22 protein-coding genes are annotated in these 23,441 nt (G+C 71.6%); 9 read left to right on the top strand and 13 right to left on the bottom strand.

The window, feature by feature from the left end; genetic code table 11:
* Positions 1 to 287: 287 nt before the first annotated feature.
* On the top strand, positions 288 to 2,051 hold the full coding sequence (gene aspS, locus AQI88_RS36490; RefSeq protein ID WP_067008200.1) for an aspartate--tRNA ligase: 1,764 nt from the start codon (positions 288 to 290) through the stop codon (positions 2,049 to 2,051).
* 91 nt (positions 2,052 to 2,142) lie between these two features.
* Positions 2,143 to 2,988: an intradiol ring-cleavage dioxygenase gene (locus AQI88_RS36485; protein WP_244184490.1), complete on the top strand. Its 846-nt coding sequence runs from the start codon at positions 2,143 to 2,145 to the stop codon at positions 2,986 to 2,988.
* Here the strand turns inward: AQI88_RS36485 and AQI88_RS36480 are convergent.
* Positions 2,885 to 3,574 carry a nucleotidyl transferase AbiEii/AbiGii toxin family protein gene (locus AQI88_RS36480; protein WP_067008196.1) on the bottom strand — a complete coding sequence of 230 codons (690 nt, stop codon included), beginning with the start codon at positions 3,572 to 3,574 and terminating at the stop codon, positions 2,885 to 2,887. The two genes, AQI88_RS36485 and AQI88_RS36480, sit on opposite strands and share 104 nt — an antisense overlap.
* Before the next feature lie 254 nt (positions 3,575 to 3,828).
* On the opposite strand from AQI88_RS36480, the gene AQI88_RS36475 reads away from it, so the two are divergent.
* Both AQI88_RS36475 and AQI88_RS36470 read left to right on the top strand, forming a co-directional pair.
* Positions 3,829 to 4,176 (top strand): DoxX family protein, encoded by a 348-nt coding sequence (locus AQI88_RS36475; RefSeq protein WP_067008193.1) that lies wholly within the window; start codon positions 3,829 to 3,831, stop codon positions 4,174 to 4,176.
* Positions 4,177 to 4,270: 94 nt separating this feature from the next.
* Positions 4,271 to 5,614, top strand: a complete 1,344-nt coding sequence (locus tag AQI88_RS36470) for a pectate lyase family protein (RefSeq protein ID WP_067008191.1) — start codon at positions 4,271 to 4,273, stop codon at positions 5,612 to 5,614.
* Between the two features lie 60 nt (positions 5,615 to 5,674).
* On the opposite strand, the gene metG is transcribed toward AQI88_RS36470, so the two are convergent.
* From metG to AQI88_RS36445, 5 genes are all read right to left on the bottom strand, one after another.
* Positions 5,675 to 7,291: a methionine--tRNA ligase gene (gene metG / locus AQI88_RS36465; protein WP_067008188.1), complete on the bottom strand. Its 1,617-nt coding sequence runs from the start codon at positions 7,289 to 7,291 to the stop codon at positions 5,675 to 5,677.
* Between the two features lie 100 nt (positions 7,292 to 7,391).
* The gene (locus AQI88_RS36460; protein WP_079058036.1) at positions 7,392 to 9,338 is read right to left on the bottom strand and encodes a VWA domain-containing protein; all 1,947 of its coding nucleotides are present in this window, start codon (positions 9,336 to 9,338) and stop codon (positions 7,392 to 7,394) included.
* Between the two features lie 101 nt (positions 9,339 to 9,439).
* Positions 9,440 to 11,380, bottom strand: coding sequence for an FUSC family protein (locus AQI88_RS36455; protein ID WP_067008185.1), 1,941 nt, complete (start codon positions 11,378 to 11,380; stop codon positions 9,440 to 9,442).
* A 38-nt stretch (positions 11,381 to 11,418) separates the two neighbouring features.
* Complete coding sequence (locus AQI88_RS36450) at positions 11,419 to 12,375, bottom strand: endonuclease/exonuclease/phosphatase family protein (RefSeq protein ID WP_067008183.1); 957 nt, start codon at positions 12,373 to 12,375, stop codon at positions 11,419 to 11,421.
* Between the two features lie 10 nt (positions 12,376 to 12,385).
* Complete coding sequence (locus AQI88_RS36445; RefSeq protein WP_067008180.1) at positions 12,386 to 13,177, bottom strand: alpha/beta fold hydrolase; 792 nt, start codon at positions 13,175 to 13,177, stop codon at positions 12,386 to 12,388.
* A 128-nt stretch (positions 13,178 to 13,305) separates the two neighbouring features.
* Here AQI88_RS36445 and AQI88_RS36440 point away from each other — a divergent pair, with 128 nt between their 5' ends.
* A complete protein-coding gene (locus AQI88_RS36440; protein ID WP_067008179.1) occupies positions 13,306 to 14,652 on the top strand; it encodes an aminotransferase-like domain-containing protein in 1,347 nt (448 codons plus the stop codon).
* 213 nt (positions 14,653 to 14,865) lie between these two features.
* Here the strand turns inward: AQI88_RS36440 and AQI88_RS36435 are convergent, their stop codons facing one another.
* Together AQI88_RS36435 and AQI88_RS36430 are read right to left on the bottom strand one after the other, a co-directional pair.
* The gene (locus AQI88_RS36435) at positions 14,866 to 15,804 is read right to left on the bottom strand and encodes a hypothetical protein (RefSeq protein ID WP_067008178.1); all 939 of its coding nucleotides are present in this window, start codon (positions 15,802 to 15,804) and stop codon (positions 14,866 to 14,868) included.
* 227 nt (positions 15,805 to 16,031) lie between these two features.
* A complete protein-coding gene (locus AQI88_RS36430) occupies positions 16,032 to 16,493 on the bottom strand; it encodes a hypothetical protein (protein ID WP_067008177.1) in 462 nt (153 codons plus the stop codon).
* A gap of 123 nt (positions 16,494 to 16,616) precedes the next feature.
* Between AQI88_RS36430 and AQI88_RS36425 the strand changes: the two genes are divergently transcribed.
* The 4 genes from AQI88_RS36425 to AQI88_RS49180 all read left to right on the top strand — a co-directional run bounded on the left by AQI88_RS36425 (position 16,617) and on the right by AQI88_RS49180 (position 19,777).
* Entirely contained in the window at positions 16,617 to 17,792 is a 1,176-nt protein-coding gene (locus AQI88_RS36425; RefSeq protein WP_067008176.1) for a PP2C family protein-serine/threonine phosphatase, read from the top strand.
* A 64-nt stretch (positions 17,793 to 17,856) separates the two neighbouring features.
* On the top strand, positions 17,857 to 18,981 hold the full coding sequence (locus AQI88_RS36420; RefSeq protein ID WP_067008173.1) for a hypothetical protein: 1,125 nt from the start codon (positions 17,857 to 17,859) through the stop codon (positions 18,979 to 18,981).
* 118 nt (positions 18,982 to 19,099) lie between these two features.
* Entirely contained in the window at positions 19,100 to 19,372 is a 273-nt protein-coding gene (locus tag AQI88_RS46255; protein WP_159050482.1) for a VOC family protein, read from the top strand.
* Positions 19,373 to 19,387: 15 nt separating this feature from the next.
* On the top strand, positions 19,388 to 19,777 hold the full coding sequence (locus tag AQI88_RS49180; RefSeq protein WP_398698274.1) for a DUF6087 family protein: 390 nt from the start codon (positions 19,388 to 19,390) through the stop codon (positions 19,775 to 19,777).
* 227 nt (positions 19,778 to 20,004) lie between these two features.
* On the opposite strand, the gene AQI88_RS36410 is transcribed toward AQI88_RS49180, so the two are convergent.
* From AQI88_RS36410 to AQI88_RS36395, 5 genes are all read right to left on the bottom strand, one after another.
* Positions 20,005 to 21,246 carry an amidohydrolase gene (locus tag AQI88_RS36410; protein ID WP_067008168.1) on the bottom strand — a complete coding sequence of 414 codons (1,242 nt, stop codon included), beginning with the start codon at positions 21,244 to 21,246 and terminating at the stop codon, positions 20,005 to 20,007.
* A 25-nt stretch (positions 21,247 to 21,271) separates the two neighbouring features.
* Entirely contained in the window at positions 21,272 to 21,406 is a 135-nt protein-coding gene (locus tag AQI88_RS44060) for a hypothetical protein (protein ID WP_079058035.1), read from the bottom strand.
* 25 nt (positions 21,407 to 21,431) lie between these two features.
* Positions 21,432 to 22,373, bottom strand: a complete 942-nt coding sequence (locus tag AQI88_RS36405; RefSeq protein WP_079058034.1) for a helix-turn-helix domain-containing protein — start codon at positions 22,371 to 22,373, stop codon at positions 21,432 to 21,434.
* Positions 22,374 to 22,547: 174 nt separating this feature from the next.
* Complete coding sequence (locus AQI88_RS36400; RefSeq protein WP_067008162.1) at positions 22,548 to 22,973, bottom strand: peptidoglycan-binding domain-containing protein; 426 nt, start codon at positions 22,971 to 22,973, stop codon at positions 22,548 to 22,550.
* A gap of 33 nt (positions 22,974 to 23,006) precedes the next feature.
* Complete coding sequence (locus tag AQI88_RS36395; protein ID WP_067008159.1) at positions 23,007 to 23,435, bottom strand: peptidoglycan-binding domain-containing protein; 429 nt, start codon at positions 23,433 to 23,435, stop codon at positions 23,007 to 23,009.
* Positions 23,436 to 23,441 lie beyond the last annotated feature (6 nt).

The raw sequence follows: 23,441 nt of genomic DNA, 5'->3' as shown, positions 1-23,441 counted from the left end.
CCCACTTTAAGAAGGTCTGATCGGCAGGGGCCACTGTAGGAAGATCCGAGGGGTGAGCGTCACTGTTGGAGGTGCTGCCAGTGTCGAGTGCCTGGAGCCGTTGCCGGGCGGGCGGGGAAAGCCGGACGGGTGGGCGGGGGAAAGCCGGGCGGGTGGGCGGGAGGAAAACGTGGGGAGCCGATCTTGGGCTGCCCGGTACCCTTGATGGGTCCGGGCCCCGTGCCCGGTTCCTGCCGAGGCGGCAGCCCCGGCACTCATCACCCCACCACGAAGGACGATGAACGACGATGCATCGGTACAGGTCCCACACCTGCGGCCAGCTCCGCGCCTCTGACGTCGACACCGACGTCCGGCTGAGTGGCTGGCTGCACAATCGGCGCGACCTGGGCGGCATCCTCTTCATCGATCTGCGCGACCACCACGGCATCACGCAGCTGGTGGCCCGTCCCGGCACGCCCGCCTACGAGGCTCTGGACAAGATCTCCAAGGAGTCCACGGTCCGCGTCGACGGCCGCGTTGTTTCACGTGGAACCGAGAACGTGAACCCCGACCTGCCCACCGGCGAGATCGAGGTCGAGGTCGCCGAGGTCGAGCTGCTCGGCGCGGCCGCCCCGCTGCCGTTCACGATCAACGCCGAGGACGGGGTCAACGAGGAGCGGCGCCTGGAGTACCGCTTCCTGGACCTGCGCCGCGAGCGCATGCACCGCAACATCATGCTGCGTACGGCGGTCATCTCGGCCATGCGCCAGAAGATGTCGGCGATGGGCTTCAACGAGATGGCGACGCCGATCCTGTCCGCCACCTCCCCCGAGGGCGCCCGTGACTACGTGGTCCCCTCCCGGGTGCACGCGGGCAAGTTCTACGCCCTGCCGCAGGCCCCGCAGCAGTTCAAGCAGCTGCTGATGATCTCCGGCTTCGACCGCTACTTCCAGATCGCGCCCTGCTTCCGCGACGAGGACGCCCGTGCGGACCGCTCGCCGGGCGAGTTCTACCAGCTCGACGTGGAGATGTCCTTCGTCGAGCAGGAGGACGTCTTCCAGCCGATCGAGAAGCTGATGACGGAGCTCTTCGAGGAGTTCGGGGGCGGCCGTCACGTCACCTCCCCCTTCCCGCGGATCCCGTTCCGCGAGGCGATGCTGAAGTACGGCTCCGACAAGCCGGACCTGCGCGCCAAGCTGGAGCTGGTGGACATCACCGATGTCTTCGAGGGCTCGGAGTTCAAGGCGTTCGCGGGCAAGCACGTGCGCGCGCTGGCGGTGCCGGACGTCTCCGCGCAGCCCCGCAAGTTCTTCGACCAGCTCGGTGAGTACGCCGTCGAGCAGGGCGCCAAGGGCCTGGCCTGGGTGCGCGTGGCCGAGGACGGCTCGCTCACCGGCCCGATCGCGAAGTTCCTGACCGAGGCGAACGTCGCCGAGCTGACCAAGCGTCTGTCGCTGGCGGCGGGCCACGCGGTCTTCTTCGGCGCGGGCGAGTACGACGAGGTCTCGAAGATCATGGGCGCGGTCCGGGTGGAGGCCGCCAAGCGCGCCGGCCACTTCGAGGAGGGCGTCTTCCGCTTCTGCTGGATCGTCGACTTCCCGATGTACGAGAAGGACGAGGAGACCGGCGGGATCGACTTCTCCCACAACCCCTTCTCGATGCCGCAGGGCGGCCTGGAGGCCCTGGAGACCCAGGACCCGCTGGACATCCTCGGCTGGCAGTACGACATCGTCTGCAACGGCGTCGAGCTGTCCTCCGGCGCGATCCGGAACCACGAGCCGGAGATCATGCTCAAGGCCTTCGAGATCGCGGGCTACGACCGTGACACCGTCGAGGAGAAGTTCGCGGGCATGCTGCGCGCGTTCCGCTTCGGCGCCCCGCCGCACGGCGGCATCGCCCCGGGCGTGGACCGCATCGTCATGCTCCTCGCGGACGAGCCCAACATCCGCGAGACGATCGCCTTCCCGCTCAACGGCAACGCGCAGGACCTGATGATGGGCGCGCCCACGGAGCTGGACGAGTCCCGCCTGCGGGAGCTGCACCTGTCCATCCGGAAGCCGCAGCCGAAGTAAGGCTCGGCCCGGCACAGTTCACCAGGAAGGGCTCGAAACCGGCGCCGGTTTCGAGCCCTTCCGCTTGCGCTGCGCGCAGAACGCAGGCAAGTTGACGCGCCGTACGGTGCTGGCGGCCGGCGGCGTGGCCATCACGGCGGCCGGGGTCGGCGCCCTGGCCGTCAACGCCTCCGCCGCGCAGGAGGAGACCGCGCAGGAGGAGACCGCGCAGGACGCGTGCTACACGCTGACCTCGGAGCTGGTCGAGGGCCCGTACTGCATCGACGCCGACAAGATCCGGCAGAACGTCACCGAGGACGAGGAGGGCATCCCGCTCGCGCTCACGCTCAAGGTGATCGACGCGGAGACCTGCAAGCCGCTGCGGGACGCCGCGGTGGACATCTGGCACTGCAACGCCGTGGGCGTCTACTCCGGGTACGAGGCGATGGGCAGCGGCGGTGGCGGGGGCGGCGGCCCGGCGCCTTCGGGCACCCCGACCGGCGCGCCGCCCTCCGGCGGACCCGGTGGCGGTGCACACCAGGAGCCCACCGACGACAAGCGCTACCTGCGCGGCACCTGGCGCACGGACCAACGCGGCCACGTCACCTTCCGGACGGTCTTCCCCGGCTGGTACCAGGGCCGTTGCGTGCACATCCACGTCAAGGTGCACGTGGACGGGACGTGGACCGACGCCGGCTACGAGGGCGGCCACACCTGCCACACCGGCCAGCTGTTCTTCGCCGAGAAGGCGGTGCTGCTGACGCAGGACGTGGCGCCGTACTCCACCAACACCACGACCCGCACCACCCTCGACGAGGACACGATCTACCCGGACAACGGCCCGGCAGCTGATCTCAGTCGCCCTGCTCGTTCTCCGTGTCGGGGGACGCCCCGTCCTCCAGCAGCCGCTCGGCGATGTCGTCGGACCAGCGCTGGGCCCAGGCGCGCAGGGCGGTGATGGCCGCTTCGTCCAGGCCGTACCTCGTGAAGTCCGCGTCGGAGTAGAAGTCCGTTCCGGTGAGACGGGACTGGAGGGTGGGCAGATCGAAGGGGTCGTGGGCATGGCGGCGGCCCAGCTCCTCCAGGTCAGGGAGGGAGAAACGGGTCGCCGCCGCCTGCGCGTCGATCAGATCGACGGCCGCGCCCCGGTCGTACAGCGCCCGGATCTTCGTACCGACGGCGTCTTCGAGGGAGAGGGCGGGCCCGTACTCGGTGAGCTGCGGCGGCTGCCAGAAGGCTTCTTTGTGCAGCGCGAGGGCGCACGGCTCACCGCTCGGCGGGTCGGTGACCGCCAGCTGGGCGGTGAGGGCGGTGCGCGTACCGACCCGGACCTGCCGGCCGCGGGCCTCCAGAGCGGCACCGACGGCACCGGCGATCCGGTCCATGGCCTCGGGGCTCTCGGTGGCGAAGTCGAGGTTGGCATGCGGACGTCGGATCAGCCCGTGCGCCTGGAGGGCATATCCGCCGGCGAGGACCAGGACGTACGGGCTGCCTGCGGTGACGACGTCCGAGAGGAGCCGCCGGTGGGGGTCGGGGAGGTTCACGGCATCCGTACTCTGCCAGAAGCGGGGCGGGGCGCATGTGTGCCCCGCCCCAATCTTCACTCAGGGCGAGGGTGATTCCCGGGTCTCGGTGAACAGGTCGTCGGCGCGCTCGATGGTACGGGCCCTGTCGAGCCAGTCGCTGACGAAACGTTCAAGTCTGCCGAAGAGAATTTCCGGCTTCCTGTCACACGTCCCCGACGAGCGGTGTCAAAGGAGTGTCCGCAGCTCAGCAGACCGCTCGATGGGAGCCCCTCATGCGTACCGCCTACGTCGTCGTCACCCTGCTCGCCGCCCTCATGGCCGGGTTCTCCGGGACCGTGCTGCTCATGCGGGCCCAGTGGATCGTGCAGGCGCTCACCGACTACCGGGTGCCGCGGGCCTGGTGGACCTGGCTGGGGGTGGCCAAGGCCGCGGGGGCCGTTGGGCTGGTGGTCGGGTTGTTCGTGCCGGTCCTTGGGGTGCTGGCCGGGGTGGGGCTGGTGGTCTACTTCGTGGGGGCCGCGGTGACCGTGGCCCGGGCGCGGTGGTACTCGCACATTCCGTTCCCGCTCGTCTATGCCGCGCCCGTGGTCGGTGCGCTCGTGCTCGGGTACGTGGCCTAGCGGGCAAGAAATGTGTTCGGCGCAGCAACTTCCCTGGGAGCAGCGGCCACTGAGGAGTCGTAAGGCATCCTCAGCAGACCCTAAGGACTCCTCCGTGGCAGCTCCCTCCCACCGCCGGTCCCTCCGCAAGCGGCGCACCCTCGCCGTGTCCGCCGCCGTCGTGGCCGCAGGTGTCGGCGCCGGTGTGTTCGTGATGAACGCGAACGCCACCGCCGCCGACCTGTACCACCAGACGCTGCCCGCCAAGGACGGCTGGGCCGCCTCCGGCACGGGGACGACCGGCGGCGCGAAGGCCGACTCCGCGCACACCTTCACCGTCAGCACCCGCGCCCAGCTCGTGAAGGCGCTGGGTTCGGTGTCGGACACCACGCCGCGGATCATCAAGATCAAGGGCACGATCGACGCCAACACCGACGACAGCGGGAAGAAGGTGACCTGCGCCGACTACGCCGCGGGCACCGGATACTCGCTCCCGGCCTACCTCAAGGCCTACGACCCGGCCACCTACGGCCGCTCCAGGCTGCCCTCCGGCACCCAGGAGAAGGCCCGCGCCGCCGCCCAGGCCAAGCAGGCGAAGAACATCGTCTTCAAGGTGCCCGCGAACACCAGCATCGTGGGCGTGCCGGGGACGAACGCCGGAATCACCGGCGGCATGCTCCAGATCCAGAAGGTCGACAACGTCATCGTCCGCAACCTCGCCTTCTCCGCGACCGAGGACTGCTTCCCGCAGTGGGACCCGACGGACGGGGACAAGGGCAACTGGAACTCGCAGTACGACTCGGTCACGCTGCGCGGCGCCACCCACGTCTGGGCCGACCACAACAGCTTCACCGACGCCGGGCACTTCGACAGCACCAACCCGAAGTACTACGGCCGTGAGTACCAGATCCACGACGGCGCCCTCGACATCACCAAGGGCTCCGACCTGGTCACCTTCGAGCGCAACCGGTTCACCGACCACGACAAGACGATGCTGATCGGCAGCAGCGACACCGACAGCACCGGCAAGCTGCGCGTCTCGATCCACCACAACGTGTGGAAGGGCATCGTGCAGCGCGCGCCGCTCGCCCGTATCGGGCAGATCCACGTCTACGACAACGTGTACGACACGACGACCGTCGACGGCTACGCCCCGCTGTACAGCATCAACTCCCGCGCCAAGGCCCAGGTCGTCGCCGAGGACAACTACTGGAAGGTGCCGGCCGGCGCGAAGGTCGCCAAGCTGCTCAGCGGCGACGGCACCGGCTCGGTCGCGGGCAGCGGCAACCTGGTCAACGGCACCGCCACCGACCTCGTCGCCGCCTGCAACGCCTCGTCGTCGAAGAAGATCAAGACGACGGTGAACTGGACGCCGACGCTCACCGCGGGACTGGAGAAGTCCGCGAAGAACCTGCCGACGGAGCTGGCGACCACGACCGGCGCCGGAGTGCTGTCGTAGCAGTTCCGGACAAGCGGAAGGGGCCCGGGAATGCTCCCGGGCCCCTGTGCCGTACACCTGCTAGGCGCTCGGCTTCTCCTCCAGGCGCGGGAAGAGCACCGCGCCCTTGGTGACCGTGGAGCCCGCCGGCAGCTTGCCCCACTCGCCCGCGTCCTGGATGCGCTGGTCGGCGAGGGCGCCGAGGCCGGCCTCCGCGCCGAGGGAGTCCCAGAGCTTCTGGGAGGTGTCCGGCATGACGGGGTTCAGCAGGACGGCGACCGCCCGGAGGGACTCCGCCGCCGTGTAGAGGATCGTGGCCAGGCGAGCCCGGCCCTCCGGGGAGTCGTCCTTGGCGACCTTCCACGGCTCCTGCTCCGTGAGGTAGCCGTTGACCTGCTTGACGAAGTCGAAGACGGCCAGGATGCCGCCCTGGAAGTCCAGCTCGTCGCCGATGTGCCGGTCGGCCTCGGCGACGGCCTTCGCCATCCCCTCCTGGACCGCCTTCTCCGCCTCGCCGTCGGCCGTGGCCTCGGGCAGCGTGCCGCCGAAGTACTTGCCGACCATGGCGGCCACGCGGGAGGCGAGGTTGCCGTAGTCGTTCGCCAGCTCGGAGGTGTACCGGGCGGAGAAGTCCTCCCAGGAGAACGAGCCGTCCTGGCCGAAGGCGATGGCGCGCAGGAAGTACCAGCGGTAGGCGTCCACGCCGAAGTGCGAGGTGAGGTCCTGCGGCTTGATGCCGGTCAGGTTCGACTTCGACATCTTCTCGCCGCCGACCATCAGCCAGCCGTTCGCGGCGATCTTCCCGGGCAGGGGCAGGCCCTGGGCCATCAGCATCGCCGGCCAGATCACCGCGTGGAAGCGGAGGATGTCCTTGCCGACGAGGTGGACGTCGGCCGGGAAGGTGGCCTCGAACTTCTCCTGGTTCTCGTTGTAGCCGACCGCCGTGGCGTAGTTCAGCAGGGCGTCGACCCACACGTAGATCACGTGCTTGTCGTCCCAGGGGATCGGGATGCCCCAGTCGAAGGTCGAGCGGGAGATGGAGAGGTCCTGCAGGCCCTTGCGGACGAAGTTCACGACCTCGTTGCGCGCGGACTCGGGCTGGATGAAGCCGGGGTTCGCCTCGTAGTGGGCGAGGAGCTTGTCGCCGTACTCGCTCAGGCGGAAGAAGTAGTTCTCCTCGCTGAGGATCTCCACCGGCTTCTTGTGGATCGGGCACAGCTTCTGACCGGCGAATTCGCCTTCGCCGTCGAGCAACTCGCCCGGGAGCTTGTACTCCTCGCAGCCCACGCAGTACGGGCCCTCGTAGCCGCCCTTGTAGATCTCGCCCTTGTCGTGCAGGTCCTGCACGAATTCCTGGACGCGGTCGGTGTGTCGCTTCTGCGTGGTGCGGATGAAATCGTCGTTCGCGATCTCCAGGTGCTCCCACAGGGGCTTCCAGGCCTCCGTGACGAGCTTGTCGGCCCAGGCCTGCGGGGTGACCCCGTTCGCCTCGGCCGTGCGCATGATCTTCTGACCGTGCTCGTCCGTGCCGGTGAGGAACCACACCTTCTCGCCGCGCTGACGGTGCCAGCGGGAGAGCACGTCGCCTGCGACGGTCGTGTAGGCGTGGCCCAGGTGAGGAGCGTCGTTGACGTAATAAATGGGGGTGGTGACGTAGTACGCCTTTCCACCCTGCTTCTCGGATCCAGTGGCCGCCATAAGTCGAAATCCTACTGGGCCCGTGAAGATCGACTCACATGCGTTTCGGGGGGTGGACGGGTGGCGTTGGCTCCGCCGGTGGTCCACCCCCCCGGTTGGCCTATGGGCGCCAGGTGGCGAGTACGCCTTCGTACAGCTCCGTGTCGGTGAGTTCACGGGGGGTCGGGCCCGCGTGGAAGAAGGACGTGTTGTCGGTCTTCAGTTTGCGGAGGTAGTCGAAGGCCTTGTTGTCGTGCTCACCGAAGGCGACGAAGGAGAAGAAGACGGAGGGGTGCTTCCCGGCGGCCTCGGTGAGGGACTGGGTGGCGGGGGTCTTGGCGTCGGGGGCGCCGTCCGTCTGGAAGATCACCAGGGCGGGGGTGGTGGGGTCGTCCGTGGTCTTCTCGTGGTGGGTGAGGACGGCCTCTACGGCGGCGTGGTAGCTGGTGCGGCCCATGCGGCCGAGACCGGCGTGGACGTCGTCGATCCTGGTCTCGTGGTCCGGGGTGAGGGTGAGGTCGGTGGTGCCGTCGACCTCCGTGGAGAAGAAGACGACGTGGACCGTGGCCTCGGGGTCGAGGTGGGCGGCGAGGGCGAGGCTCTGGTCGGCGAGGGCCTGGGCGGAGCCGTCCTTGTAGTACGGGCGCATGCTCGCGGAGCGGTCGAGGACGAGGTAGAGCTTCGCTCGGGTGCCGGTGAGGTCGGCTTTCTTGAGGGTGGTCTGGGCGGCCTTGTAGGCGGTGGTGAGGGAGGGGGTGCGGGACTTCACCCGGGTGAGGGGGGTTGCGGGCTTGGCCGGTACCGCCTCGGCTTCGCCTTCGGCGCCGTTTTCGTTCCCACCCGCACCACCCGTGCTGCTTTCGTCGTCGACTGCGGGTGGCCCCTGTGGGGCGTCCTCGCCGCCCGCGGCCGCCGGCTCCGGCGCGACGACCGGCTCGGACTCCGCTGCGGGCGCCACGTCTGCGACCGGCTCAGCCTCGGCCGTCGGCTCCACGTCTGTGATCGGCTCAGCGTTCGCTGCGGGCTCGGGCTCTGCTGTCGGCTCAGCGTTCGCTGCGGGCTCGCGCTCTGCGACCGGCTCGGGCTCCGCTGCGGGCTCCACCTCCGCCGCAGGCTGGGGCTCCGCTGTCGGCTCAGCCTCTGCCGTCGGCTCGGGCTCCGCCACCAGTTCCGGCTCTTCGGTCGGCTCGGGCTCGGCTTTCGCTGTGGGCTCGGTCTCCTCGGCCGTCGGCTCAGGGGCAGGCAGGGCTACAGGCTCCGGCTCCACCTCTGCGACCGGCTCAGCCTTCGCTGTGGGATCGGGCTCAGCCACCGGCCCCGGCTCCACCTCAGCCGTCGGCTCAGCTTGCGCTGCCGGTTCCATGTCAGCTGTCGGCTCGGCCTCTGCCACCGGCTCCGACTCAACCTCCGCCTTCGGCTCGGGCGCCGCTGTCGGCTCGGCCTCGGCCGTCGGCTCGGGCTCAGCCTTCGCTGCGGGCCCAGCCTCCGCTGCCGGTTCCACCTCAGCCGTCGGCTCTGCCTCTGCCACCGGCTCCGACTCAACCTCCGCCTTCGGCTCGGGCGCCGCTGTCGGCTCAGCCTCGGCCGTCGGCTCGGGCTCAGCCTTCGCTGCGGGCCCAGCCTCCGCTGCCGGTTCCACCTCAGCCGTCGGCTCGGCCTCTGCCGCCGGCTCAGCCTCAGCCTCAGCCACCGGCTCAGCCTCTGCCACCGGCTCGGGCTCCGTCACCAGTTCCGGCTGCTCAGCGACCGGCTCCGGCTCAGACTTCGCCACCGGCTCCGGCTTTGCCGTCGGCTCCGTTGTCGGTCCTTCGGACGGGTGTTCCTGGTGGGGCTCTGTGGCCTGCCTCGGGACCGTTACGTTGTCGAAGGCTGCCGATACCAGGTCGTGTTCCTCGGGGGAGGAGGTGCGGGGCTCGGGGACCTGGGCGGTCGGGGGCAGGGGGTCGGGAGTGGGGGTCGGTTCCGGGGTCGGCTGCGGCGAAGGGCGTCGGTCCGCACCCTCTGCCTCGGCGGTGCGCGTCTTGCGCCCTCGGCCGAATGCGTTCCGCAGGAGAGTGAGAATGCCCATGTGCGCAACCCTTCGCGTGAGTTGATTCCCGTCAATCCCTGGCCAGGACGGACACGTAAGGTTAGCGGCCCCACATCTCGTTTCGGTTGCTGGTCGAGGCCTCAGTGGGGTGTCGCGATTGCGCGTGCCGCCGCCACCTCCTGGCGCAGCGGTTCCAGGACGCTGCCCGAGGGGCCCGTGAGGTGGGTGCGGACCGCGGTGAGGGTCTCCGCCTGGCGTACGCCCTCCGAGAGTTCGCGCAGTTGCAGGGCCACCTGGTCGATCTCGGCTGCCGACGGGGGGCGGGCGCCGTGGCGGACGCGGACGCCGGCCGCCGTCGTGGCGTCGACGATGCGTTCCACGGCGACCACCAGCGGCCACCAGGCCGCGGCACGGCGTCCGGTGGGCGGTGGTTCGGTCAGGGCCCGCTGGAACTCTGTGCGGATGGTCGAGAGGTCGCGGTAGAGGCGGCGGCGCATGCGGGCGCGGGCGGCCGGGTCGGTGTCCGGGCCGAACGCCGCCTCCACGTATCCCGCCGTGTCCGCCACCGCGTCCGCCAGGCGGTCGCCGACCCGGGTGTGCCAGCTCTCCGGCCAGAGCAGGTAGCCCGCGATCAGGGCGATCGCGCAGCCCATGAGGGAGTCCAGGAGGCGGGGGAGCAGGAGGGCGGTGCCCTGGTGGTTCAGGATGTCCGAGAGGAGGAGGATGACCGGGGTGATAGCCGCCGTCTGGTAGCCGTAGCCGCGGGGGGTCAGGGCCGGGATCAGCGGGGCCAGCAGGAGCATCACGGGAACGTCCCACCAGCCCCGGGGCACCTCCGCCAGTACCGCCGCCGCGATCACCAGGCCCGCCACCGTGCCCAGCGCCCGCAGCAGCGCCCGTGAGAACACCGAGCCGAAGTCGGGCTTGAGGACGAAGGTGATCGTCAGGGCCACCCAGTAGGAGCGGGGCACGGGGATCAGGGAGACCAGGGCCTGCGCGATGCCGATGCATACCGCCAGGCGCAGGCCGTAGCGCCAGGAGTTGGCGGAGAGCGCGACGCCCCGGGCGGCGCGGGCCGTGCGGATGCCGAGTGCGGCTGGGCGGCCCAGGCGGTCGTCGATTCCCCGGGGGTCCACGTCGGGGGCCGTGACGACTTCTGCGGCGTGGCGCAGGGCGTGGTCGACGGCCCGAGCCGTTTCGCTGCCGGGGGCGGGCAGGGGCGGCAGGGGCATAGGGCCCGTGCGGCCGGTCTCGATGGACTCGGCCAGGTGGCGGACCGCCTCGGGGATGTCCGGCGGGAGCGGACGGCCGGAGAGGTGGACGGCGGGCGCCGCCTCGACCACCGGAGTGATCGCGTTCAACTGGGCCAGGAGACGGGTGAGTTCGGGGCTGCGGCCGTGGTGGCGGGCGCGGTGGGCGAGGATGAGGTCGTAGGACTGGTTGAGGGCCAGGGTGACGTCGAAGCGGGTGGCGATGTAGGCGTCCGGGTCGCCGCAGGCGGCCAGCAGGGCGGCCACCGTGCGGTACGCGGCCGCTACCGACGCGCGCTCCGGGACTCCGGCCCGCAGCGGCCAGGCGAGCAGGGCCAGGGCGAGGACGAGGAGGCCGCCGCCGGCCATCAGGGCCGGGGGCAGCCACCAGGGGCCGGGGAGCGGAAGTCCCGCGCCGATCACGGCGTTCAGGAGCAACAGCAGTCCCGATACGGAGGCCACCGCGCCGATCGTCGAGATCATGCCGGACAGCAGGGCTACGCCGGTGACGGCGGCCACCGCGTACCAGCCGTGGCCGTAGACCAGGGAGCCCAGCGTGACCCCTACGGCGCCGAAGAGCTGCGGGACCGCGATGTTGAGGATGCGCATGCGGTAGGCGTCGGCGGTGTCGCTGATGACGCCGGACAGGGCGCCCATGGAGGCGAGCGCGCCGTACGCCGGCTGTCCGGCCGCGAGTCCGATCGCCAGGGGGAGGCTCATCGCGAGTGCGGCCCGGGCCATCGCGGACCGGTTGAGGGGTGCCCGGTGGGGTTGGAGGTTCCGGACCAGCCAGTCGGGAGGGGTGAGGCCGATGGGGAACTCGCGGGACATGCGCCCATTATGACCGCTTCGCCCAGGCCCGCCGGGGGTCATCCTCGCTGGTGGAGCGTGATGTCGACGACGAGTGCGCGGTGGTCGGTGCCGGTCAGGCGGAGGAAGTGGGCCGCGGTCGCCGAGAAGTCGGGGGACAGCAGGACGTGGTCGATCTGGGCGCCGATGACCGAGGCGGTGCGGGAGGGCCAGCTGGGGGTGCGGTCGTGGCCGGCGAGGCCGGCCGCGTCGGTCAGGCCGGCGTCCAGGATGCGGCGGAAGGCCGCGTGGTCCTGGGAGGCGTTGAAGTCGCCCGCGAGGATGGTGGGAGTGCGGGGGTCGGCCGCGGCGAAGGCGGCAAGGCGGCCGAGTTCGCGGCGCCAGAGGTCCACCTGGCCGGGGAGCGGGGGCATGGGGTGGGCGAGCTGGAGGCGTACGGCGTGGCCGCGTACGTCGGCGACGGCGCCGGGCATGCCCATCGTGCCGCGGACACCGGCCGTCGCGTGCAGCGGGAAGCGGCTCAGGATGAGGGAGCCGTGCGAGCCGCCCGCGGCCACGGCCTGCCGGTGGGGGTAGGTGCCGGCGAAGTCCCGTTCCAGGGTGGCCTGGCAGGTGTACTCGCACTCCTCCACGAAGACGAGGTCCGGGTGGCGGCGGCGGATCTGCGGGACCAGGGCGTCGGTGCCGCGCCCGAACTCGACGTTCGAGGTCAGCACGCGGAGCAGGGCGAGGGGCTGGCCTGTGGGCTCAGCGGTCCTGCCGTACGGCTCGATGTACCAGGCCAGCAGGGCGAGTACGGCGACTCCCCACACCAGCCCCGGCCACCAGCGGGCGAGCAGCGCGCACAGCAGGCCGAGGCCGGTCGGCACGATCAGCCAGGGCAGGAAGGCGAGCAGCTGGGGTACGGGTGTGATGCCGTCACTGCCGGCCACCCGGAAGCCGACGACCGCGCTCACTCCGGCGAGGAGCAGGCCGGCCGACCAGGAACCGAGTCTGCGTCCAGGGCGCTGCGTCACGCTCCCGAGATTACGAGCGGGAGTCGACCTCGGTCAGGAAATCCGCCAACACCTCGTTGAACTCCCCCGCCCGCTCCAGGTTCGGCATATGGGCCGCCCCCTCGACCACGTGCAGCACCGAGCCGGGAATCGCGGCGTGCATCGCCTTGGCGTCCGCGACCGGTGTGTACGTGTCGTCGGCGCCGACCACGACCAGTGCGGGGACGCTCACCCGCGTCAGCAGGGCGCGGTAGTCGCGGCGTTCGGCGCGGCCGCGCAGGGAGGCCGCGGCGCCCTCGGGCGAGGTGGCCGTCATCATGCGGTGGACGTGGGCCTTGACCTCGGGGTCGGCGTAGGGGGCGACCATCTTCTCCAGGACCTCGTCGGCGTAGCCGCGCAGGCCCTCAGCGAGCAGCCGGCCGGCCATGGCGGCCCGGGCCCGCTTGCCCTCGGGCGTCTCGGGGTCGGGGAAGGTGTCCGCGAGGACCAGGCCCCGGATGCGGTCGCCGAAGCGGTCGTAGCACTCCATGGCGATCTGGCCGCCCATCGACAGGCCGGCCAGCACGAAGGAGTCCACCGACAGGAAGTCCAGCAGCTCCTCGATGTCCTGGGCGTGGCGGGCGAGCGGGACGGTGCCGGGAGTCACGGGGGAGGCGCCGTAGCCGCGCAGGTCGGGGGCGATCACCCGGCGGCCGGCGGAGAAGGCGGCCAGCTGCGGGGCCCACATCGTGCGGTCGAAGGGGTGGCCGTGGACGAGGACGAGGGGGACCCGGGAGGAGACACCGGGGTCCCCCTTGTCCTCGTATGCGAGGAAGGGGCTCATGGGAGCGACCCTAGGCACCCTCAACTCCTCGGTGCAATAAAATCTTTGCCCTCGGTGCAATCCGGGGGCGCGCCGGTACGACAGCGGCGACGGGGCGACAGGGACGACAGGGGCAACAGGGGGGACTTGTGGACGACTACCGGCGGATCGCCGACCGGATCGCCGACGGCATCACCGGCGGCCGGCTCCGCCCCGGTCAACGGCTGCCGCCGCAGCGGGCGTTCGCCCGGCGGCACAAGATCGCCGCCTCGACGGCAGGGCGGGTGTACGCCGAACTCGTCCGCCGGGGGCTGGTGGTGGGCGAGGTCGGGCGCGGTACGTTCGTGCGGGCCACCGAGCCGGACCGGCAGCCGGGGCACGCGCTGACCGAGGCGGCCGGCGTCGCGCCGGTGAACCTGGAGCTCAACTACCCCTCCGCGCCCGGCCAGCCGGAGCTGCTGGCCCCGGCCCTGGCGTCGCTGCTGCGGCCGGACGCGCTGGCCGAGGCGCTGCGGCCCGCCCCGGCCGCCGGCACCGCGGCGGCCAGGGAGGCGGTCGCGGGGCTGTTGGCCACGGGCGGTCTGCGGCCCGGCCCCGACCGGATCCTCTTCACCGGCAACGCCCGCCAGGCCATCGCGGCCACCCTCGCCTCCCTGGTCCGGCCGGGCGGCCGCGTCGGTGTTGAGCCGTTGACGTATCCGCTGGTCAAGGAGATTGCGGGGCGGCTCGGCATCGACCTCGTCCCGCTCGCGGCGGACGAGGAGGGGCCGCTCGCCGAGTCCGTCGCCGCGGCCCACCGCACCGCTCCCCTGTCCGCCCTCTACCTCCAGCCGACCCTGCACAACCCGACCTCGCTGACCCTGGGCGCCGAGCGGCGCGCGCACCTGGCCGACGTCATCCACAGCCTGGGGATACCGGTCGTGGAGGACCGGATCTGGTCCTTCCTGCATGCGGGCGGCGAACCTCCGCTCGCGGCGCTCCTCCCCGACCTGGTGCACCTCGTCGACGGGCTCTCCAAGCGGGTCGCACCCGGGCTCACCATCGGGTTCGTCGTCGCACCCGCCGACCGGGCCGAGGCGGTGGCGCGGGCCGTCAGGTCCGGAGGGTGGAACGCCGGGTCCTTCGCGCTGGAGGCGGCCGTGCGGTGGACCGGGGACGGGACCGTGGCGCGGCTGGTCGCCGCCAAGCGGCGGGACGCCGAGCGGCGGCAGCGGCTGGTCGCCGAGGAACTGGACGGTTTCGCCGTACGGTCCGATCCGGCGGCCTATTTCGCCTGGTGGCAGCTGCCCGCGCCCTGGCGGGCCGACACCTTCACCGCCGTCGCGCGGGCGCACGGGATCGCCGTCACACCGGGTACGGCCTTCTCGGTCGACCCGAGCCGCACCCCGAACGCCGTCAGACTCGGGCTCGCGTCGGCTCCGGAGCCGGAGCTGGCGGGGGCGCTGCGGATTCTCGCCGGGCTCGCGCGTGGCCGGGCGGACGCAGGTAGCGGGTGAGGCGGGCCGTGAGGGTCGTGTGAGGTGGGAGCCAGGAGGCCGTACTTCGGGTGTCGTCAGGCTCGGGCTCGGGTCGGTTCCGGGGTTGGAGCTGGTGGGGGCGCTGCGGATTCTCGCCGGGCTCGCGTGTGGCGGGGCGGGTGTAGGTAGCGGGTGAGGCGGGCCGTGAGGGTCGTGTGAGGTGGGAGCCAGGAGGCCGTACTTCGGGTGTCGTCAGGCTCGGGCTCGGGTTGGTTCCGGGGTTGGAGCTGGTGGGGGTGCTGTGGATTCTCGGCGGCCTCGGGCGCGGCGGGGCAGGCGCAGGTAGCGGGTGAGCCAGGCTGTCAGGGCTACCGCGAGGCCTAGGCCCAGTAGGAGCCAGGAGGCTGTGCGCAGGGTGGCGGTCAGGGCGTCGTAGACCGCGCCCGCGGCCGGGTGGGAGACGTCGGCGGGCAGGCCGGCGAGGGTGAGGCTGCGGGCGACGGTGAGGGAGAGGGCGAGCAGGGCACCGCCCAGGGCCGTGCCCAGCGCGGTCGCGGCGACGGCGCGGCGGCGGTGGACGGCGAGGGCGATCCCGGCGACGGCGAAGACGACGGCCGCCACCGGGAGCCAGAAGCGGGCGACTTCGAGCACGCGGAACCCCTTTCTCAGCTGGGTCACTTCGGCCGCCGGGAGCACCGGGACCGCGGTGTGCTGCACCGGGATGCGCGCGGCGAGCGGCACATGGTCCTGGGTGAGCTGGCGTTTGACCTGGTCGGTGACGGGCGCGAGGTCGACGGTGACCGGCCGCGCACGCTCGCCGTCCGCATCCTCGGCGCGCAGGGCGCGCAGCACCGTGTCGTGTGTGACCCGGTTGCCGGTGTCCCAGGCCAGCCGGAAGGCGCGGGTCTCGGTGAAGGAGCGCACGGCGTCGTGCACGAACGGGGCGACCGAGCCGCGTACCGGGCGGACGTCCATCCGGTGGTCCACCTCGCGCACGATGCCGTCCCCGACCGTCGCCACGATGGCCTCCCGCACGTCCGGGTCGGCGGCGAGCGGGGCCATCGTGGTGACGTACCGGCCCGTGTCGGCAAGTCCGTACGCCGCCCAGGCCGCCAGCGCGCCGAACGGCACGAGCAGGCAGGACAGGACGATCAGTACGGCCGACAGGGCGCTCCTGAGGCGTGGGGGCACGCTTCCAGGCAAAGACGGTCCGCCCCGGTGCGCGAGCGGTATGACTGCGTTCGGGCGAAAAGTCAAGCTGAACGGTCCCACCGCCTGGCGGGACCGGAGTTTGCGTTCTCCGGTGGAGGGCTCCCCCGAACGGGTGTTTCCTGGTGCTGGGGACGGTGAGGGGAAACACAGGGGAGTGCGTGGGCCCCGGACGGACACCGGCCGGGGCCCACGCGCGTGACGCATGCTCAGCGCACACGGTGCCCGGCCGCGTCCTCGTGCGTGTAGAAGCGGTAGAAGAACACAGCGAAGGTGACCGCCGAGACCGCCAGCGACATGCCTATGGACCTCAGGACCGATTCGCCGGTCTGGCTGTACAGGAACCCGAACGCACAGCCGATGAACGCGGTCCAGGCCAGCGCGTGCAGCTCCCGCCGCATGCGCGGGGCCAGGGTCAGCAGGGCCATGAGCACCACCGCGAACACGATCGCCGTGACGAACCCGAACAGCAGGTTCCAGCCGGTGATGGGACCGCCGCTGCGCCGGTTGGCCGCGGCCCAGTAGCCGTAGACCAGGCCCAGCAGGACCGGCCCGGCCAGCCGGGCGATCCGGTGGGTGCGGGCGTCGAACACGTCGGGTGCGGCGCCCCTGGTCACGGCCTTGGGCGTGGACCGGGGCAGGCCGCCGGGTGCGGGTGCCGCTTGAGCCATGAGAGCACTCCTCTCTCCTCGCCCCTGTTCTCCAGGGCACACCTGTGGGTACGGCCTGGCAAGTCCTGTGGAATGACGAGTGCCCGGATGCGGGCGGTATGTTCCCATGCTTGTCTGAGGGGCATGGAGGGCCTGGGCCTGGTCGGCGCGCACGAGGACGAGGCCCTGCGGCGGGGTGCCCTGCGGATCCGTGGGCACAATGCCGCCTGGGTGCTGCCGCTGCTGCTGCTTGCGGCGATCGCGGTGCTCGACTTCGCCACCGGCGAACAGTTCCGGGTCGTCTCCTGGGCCGTGCTCGTGCCCGGCACGGCCGCCGCGCTCTGCGGGGTGTGGACGACCGCCGGGTACGCCGTGCTGTCGGTGGCCACGTACGTCGCCGTGGACAGCGCCTGGCCCCGGCAGTACCAGGCCGGGCTGCCCGACTTCATCCTCGTCGGCCTCGGCGGCGTCCTCGCCACCCTCGCCTGCGAGGTGCGGCTGCGCGGCGAACGGCGGATGCTGCACATGCAGGACATCGCCGAGACCACGCGGCGCACCGTGCTGCGCCCGCTGCCCCGCATCTGGGCGGGTCTGGAACACGCGGCCGTCTACCTCGCCGCCGACACCGAGGCCCGGGTCGGCGGCGACTTCTACGACATCCAGCCCGGCCCGCACGGCACCCGCGTCCTCGTCGGCGACGTGCAGGGCAAGGGCCTGGGCGCGGTGGAGACCGCCGCCGCGCTGCTCGGCACCTTCCGGGAGGCCGGATACCACGAGGCGGACCTGGCCACCGTCGCCGAGCGGCTGGAGACGCGGATGCTCCGGCACCGGCTGCACACCACCGCGCTCGGCCGCGACGGCGGGGAACGCTTCGCCACCGCCGTTCTCATCGGCTTCCCCGAAGACGCCCAGGGCACGGTGGAGGTCGTCAACTTCGGCCACGAACCCGCGCTCGCCGTCGGCCCGCACGGCGTACGGTCCCTGCCCGGCGGCGAAGGTCTCCCGCTCGGCCTCACCGACCTCGGGGGCGGCCTCCCGCCGGTGCGCCGGGTGGCGCTGGCCGCCGAGGAGACCCTGCTCATCGTCACCGACGGGGTGACAGAAGCCCGCAACCGGCCGGGGGAGTTCTATCCGCTGGCCCAGGAGGTGGCCCGCGCGGTCGCCGCCGATCCGGACCGCGTGGAACCCCGGCATCTGGTCAGCCAGGTCCGCGACGGCGTGCTGGCGCACAGCGAGCGCCACCTGGACGACGACACCACGGTCTTCGCGATCCGCCGGGTGGGGGGCGAAGAGCCCGAACGGGGACGTTTGCGGTCCTGAGGCCTGGGTTTGCAGGAGCAGCGGCTACGGTGCTGGTGGGAGAGCGATCGACAGGGGAGGGACGATGCCCGGAACCGTGCTGCTGCTGGCGGCCTCGCCGTTGGGCAGGGGGCGCCTGGTGGACGCGGCCGGTGTACTGCCCGTGCTGGCCGCGGTCGCCCCCGCCGTGCTGTCCGGCACCGACACCGCCAACGTGGTCGAACTCGCCGACCCGCTGGAGCCGCAGGCCGTCCTCACCCGGCTGCGCGCCGCCGCGGCCGCGCCGGGACCGCTCACCGTGTACATCACCGGGCAACTGAACCTGGACCGCCGCCAGCACCTGCCCCATCTCGCGCTGGCCCGCACCACGCCGGCCACCGTCCGCTACACCGCGCTGCCCTGGCACTGGATCCGGGAGGAGCTGAGGCTGCGCTCCGCGAGTGACACCGCGCTCGTCGTCGACCTGCACGCGGACGCGGAGGCCTGGCGGCACCTGACCGAGCGGCCGCTGGACTCCGGGCGTACCGCGGCGGTGTACGGGCGTGTCGCGCCTGCGGCGGCCGGGCGGCGTGGGCCCGCCGAGCCGTCGTACATGAAGGCGGTGGCGACGCTGCTGCGCAGCGGGTACCGGCCGCCCCTTCCGCAGCTGCACGAGCAGGCGTTGGCGCGGATCGCGGAGGCCAGTGCGGGGCGGGATCTGGTGCTGTCCGGACCTGGGGGCTGCACCCCCGGATCCCCGTATCGGACTGAACGGCCTCGTCCTCACAGGGCGCCGGACGGGCTCGGAGCTGCCGATCCCCATGCCGCCATCAGCGCCGCCGTCCAGGCCGGCCGTCACGCCGATGCCGATGTGCTTGCCGCTCGGCACGAGGAAGCCGCCGCGCGCGCTTACGGGCCCGCTTCCGGCGAGGCGTTGCACTGGGCCGAAGTGCGGGCCGATCTCGCCATGTTCGCGGGGGACGCGGCGCGCAGCTGCCGGGCCTGGCTGAGTGTTGCCGGGGTGCGGCTGGCCGCGGGGCAGGCGGCGGACGCGCCTGCCGTGGAGGCGGCCGCGGACCGGGCCCACCACCAGTGGGGGTGCATCAAGGACGCGGCGCGGGCCCGTGAACTCGGGCCCGCGCTCGCCGAGTTGAGGCTGCGGGTGCCGGGCCGCCGGCAGGGCGCGCTGGAGAGCGTCCAGCGGCACCTGCGGCAGCTCCAGGCCCAGTAGCGGCTCAGCGGGTGGCGCCTTCCGGCCACAGCACACGCACGGGGACGCCCGTCCGGTCCGGATTGATTCGGTAGGCCGTTTTCGGTATCGGTCGCACAGATGAAAGTGAGACAGCAGCATGCACGTTCATTTTGAAGCCGTAGACCCAGAGAAAATGATCAGGTTCTGGGGCAGCATCCCGGGTCATGATGCGTACAGCGTTGGCGAAGCGGAATCTCCGGCCGTGCTGCCGGTCGTCACCGTCTTTGCCGGAACGGTCGCTGAACAGGTTCAGACGCTGATCGCCAAAGGTGCCTCTCTGGTGGAACTCCACGATCCCGTGGAAGCCCTGATGACGGATCCGGAAGGCAACAGGTTCATGGTGGTGCTCGACTCCGATCACGAAGCATGACGTTCTCCAGCGTGGATGCGGCCCGGCGTATGGGGCACGCACTACAGCAACCGTGACGCCGTCGTCCGCCTGGTTGTGAACGACGTCTGGGCCGCCCTTCTGGAGTGGGATGGGCACGCATGGGTGACGGTCGGCGTCGCGGCGAACGCCGACCAAGCCCGCGCATTCCTCGGCCACTTCCAGGCCCCGGCCCCGGACTGCGACGCCGGATCCCCACCTGCACCTCCCGGGCTCAGCCCCGGTCCAGGACGTCATCGCAAACCCTGGCTATGTGACCGCCGCCCGGCCTCCTTCAGTGCCGCAGGCCGGGCCGGCCGTCACGTCGACACCGATGTGCTCGCCGCTCATCATGAACAGGCCGTCGTACGTGCCTATGGGTCCGCCTCCGACGAGGCGTTGCACTGAGCCGGAGTACGCGCCGATCTCGCCGTGTTCGATGCCACGCCGCGCGAGCTCCCACTGGTCGTGCGTGGCTTTGGTGAGACTGCCCGTGAGACAGACCCTGCCTGGAGCGCACCGCGAGATCACCGGCAGCCGGCGAACCGAGGAGCACCCCGACCTCGCCCAGCACCGCGGCGTCCGTCTCCGAGACCCGCAGTCGGGTCCGGATCGCCACCCCGAGGGAGATCAAGTCACGCCACCGACAACAACGCCAGTGCCCCCGACACCAGCGTGCGGACACCCGGGGCAACAGTGGACAGGTCGGGCGCGAAGTGCGGGCTGTGGTTGCTCGGCACGGCCGCGAACTTCTCCTCGATGCCCGCGCCGAGTGCCTGCTCCCACACCTCGGCCGGGGTCGTCGTCACGAACCAGTACGAGTACGGGATCGAGCCGAGCGCCAGCTGCGGGAAGTCCTCGCTGCCCATCGCCGGGCCCGGGTCGAACACCGCCCCGGCGCCGAAGACCTCGCCGTGCACGGCGGCCACCGCCCTGTCGGTCTCCGTGTCGTTGACGGTCACCGGGAAGATGTTGCCGATGGTGATCTCCGGCTCGCGCGGGCAGCCGGCGGCCAGGCACTCGCCGAGCGCGATGCGCCGGATCGCGGCCAGCATCCGCGTCCGCACCTCCTCCGACTGGGTGCGCAGGTTCAGGGCGATGCGCGCCTCGGTGGGGATGATGTTGTGCCGGGTGCCCGCCTCGATCCGGCCCACGGTCAGCACCGCGGACTCGCGGGCGGCCAGCTCCCGGGAGACCACCGTCTGCAGCCGGGTGACCAGGTAGGCGGCGGTCACCACCGGATCGACGGTCGCCTCCGGGCGGGAACCGTGGCCGCCCCGGCCGTGCACCACGATGTCCACGTCCGTCGAGGCCGACATGATCAGGCCCGGCGCGTGCGGGTACAGGCCCGCCGGGCCCGGGGCCGCGTGCTGCCCGAGCAGCACGTCCGGGCGCCCGAAGCGCTCGTACAGCCCGTCCGCGACCATCCGGGCCGCGCCCTGTCCGGTCTCCTCGGCGGGCTGGCCCACGACCAGCAGAGTGCCGCTCCAGGTCTCCCGCCCGGCCGCCAGCGCCGCGGCCGCGCCCGCCAGCCAGGTGACGTGCAGATCGTGGCCGCAGGCGTGCATCACCCCGTCCGCCCGGGAGGCGTACGGCAGCCCGGTCTCCTCCTTGACCGGCAGCGCGTCCATGTCGGCGCGCAGCAGCACGGTCGGCCCGTCGCCGTTGCGCAGGACGCCGGCGACTCCGGTGCCGCCGATGCCCTCGGCCGTTTCGAACCCGGCGTCCCCCAGTCGGCCGGCGAGCTTCCCGGCGGTGCGGTGCTCGCGCAGGGACAGCTCGGGGTGGCGGTGCAGGTCGCGGTAGAGGTCCTCCAGGGACGGGACCGGGAGGCCGGCGGTGAGGTCCAGCGCGGTGCGGGCTGCGGCTGAGGTCACGGGGGCAGCGTAGACGTCCGGTCCGTCAGGCGTACGGGTCGAAGGCGATGTCGTTCGGCTCGGCCTTGTTGAGGTGGTCGGCGAACTTCGAGTCCTGGAGGGGGAAGTCGGCGTCGCCCCAGTCGGCGGCGTTCAGGATGCCGCGCAGGTTGGACGCCATGTTGTCCCAGGTGAGCAGGCCGGCGTCAGGGCTGGATCGAGCCCACGGGTGAGCACTCGATCTCGTGCTGCTTCGGGATCGCACCGCAGACGGTCACCGTGCTGGGCGGTGCGGTGTGGTCCACGGCCAGCATCCGGGTGTACGTGTCGCGGTCGACGCGAATCGTGGCCGACAGCTGGTCGCCGTACTTGTCCCTGATGGTGACCGAGTCGCCCACGGTTCCGTCCTCGAGGCGTCCCCAGACCGCCCCGCACGCGGGGCTGTAGCGCAGCTCGATGTGCATTCCGCGCAGCCAGGTCTGGTGGGCCGTCGTCGCGTCCCACTGGCAGTCCATCGACTGGGGGTCGCGCCGCAGGCACGTGTCCGCGGAGCAGCCGGGGCGCGGGTTCTGGGGTGTCGGCTCGGCCTGGCGGGTGTGCTGGGCCAGAGTCGCGGCGCCGGCCGCCGTCGAACCGCCTCCCGCCCGGGACGAGGAAGGAAAGGCGCCCAGGTCGCCGGCGCCCGCGGTGCCGATCACGAGCAGGGTGAGCAGGCAGCCCGCGAGCGCACCGGCGGCGACGAGCCCGGCCCCGCGGGCGCGGGTCTTCCAGTCCCAGGCGGGAATCAGGCGGAACGAACCGAACGGGCCCGGCAGAGGGGTGTCCGGCAGGGCGGTGTCCGGCTCCGGCGGCGCACTCTCCCTGGGTTCCCCGGCCTCGCCGGTTTCCCCGGCCCCGCTGGTTTCCCCGGCCCCGCCGGTCTCCCCGAGTTCCCCGGCCTTCGCCTTCGCGGTCTCCAGCAGGACGAGCAGCGGCTCCGCGTACGCCTCCACCGCGGCGGCGAACTCCTCGACCGCCACCGTGGTGGGCAGTTGCTTGCCGTTGAGGAAGCGTTCCCATGACGAGCGGCTGTAGTGCGTCTTGTCGGCGAGACGCCCGTAGCTGAGCCGCGACTTGTCCTTCAGCCGACGCATTTCGGCCGCGAGCATGTCTCTGTCGGACAGCCCGTCGCCGCCCCCCTGGCCTTCTGACACCTGGTCCCCCCGTTGCGCAAGGATCGCAAACTCTGCGTAGAACGGGAGGATTATCGCTCATGTGTATGGCTGGATTGTGACCCCTGTCCGGTGCGGGACGGGGGCCACGACGATGTGCCTGGGGCAGCCTCAGACCACGCTGGGGACGTAGTCGTAGCAGTAGCCCCAGCCGTTCCAGGAAGACCCGTTGTAGTACGGGTCGCCCCGGTCGAGGATCTGCTGGCCGGTCTGCGGACCGACGACGCCGTCCGGGGTGCCCCCGACCGCCCACGCCTGGAACCACTTGACGGTCTGGTAGGTCTTGGTGCCCCAGGCGCCGTCCTCGTCCAGCTTGCCGTAGGGCGGGTTGCCGTACATGGAGGGCCAGTTGTGCCCGTCGATGATGTAGTTGAGGCTGCGCTGCACGCACCACACCGGTGTGCCGGAGGTGACGTGGTTGTAGCCGATGTACGAGGCGCCGGGCTTGGCCTCGGCGGCGGTGCTGGTGCCGAGGAGCGCCGTGCCGGTGACGGCCAGGGCTATGGCGCCCTGGGCGAGCTTGGACTTGAGGCTCATGAGCCGTTCTTCCTGTTCGGTGGACGGGTGGGTTTAGTAGTAGTCGCCGGGGATGTAGGTCCAGCAGTAGCCGTGCCCGGACATCGACGAGCCGTTGTAGTACTGGTCGCCGTACGTGAGCAGGCGGGAGCCGGTGGCGGGGCCGACGACGCCGTCCTGGTCGACGCCGACCATCTTCTGGAACCAGCGGACGTTCGCATCGGTCCTCGGCCCCCAGGCGCTGTCCTCGTCGAGGGTGCGGTAGGGCGGCGGCGTGGTGATGGTGCCCTGGGCGTAGAGCGAGTTGACGAGGTAGTTGATGTCGTGCTGGACGCACCACACGCCCGCGCCGGAGGTGACGTGCCCGTAGCCGAGGTAGGGCGCGTTGGGGTTGGCGGATGCGGTGGAGGTGCTGCCGAGGACGGCGGCGAGTACCAGGGCCAGCACGGCGGCGCCCTTGGCGGCGGTGGGTTTGACTCTCACGTGCCG

Source organism: Streptomyces cellostaticus, assembly GCF_001513965.1.
GTDB classification, from domain to species: domain Bacteria; phylum Actinomycetota; class Actinomycetes; order Streptomycetales; family Streptomycetaceae; genus Streptomyces; species Streptomyces cellostaticus.
The sequence above is the reverse complement of the archived record's forward strand: the minus strand, read 5'-3'. Positions and strand labels throughout refer to the sequence as shown.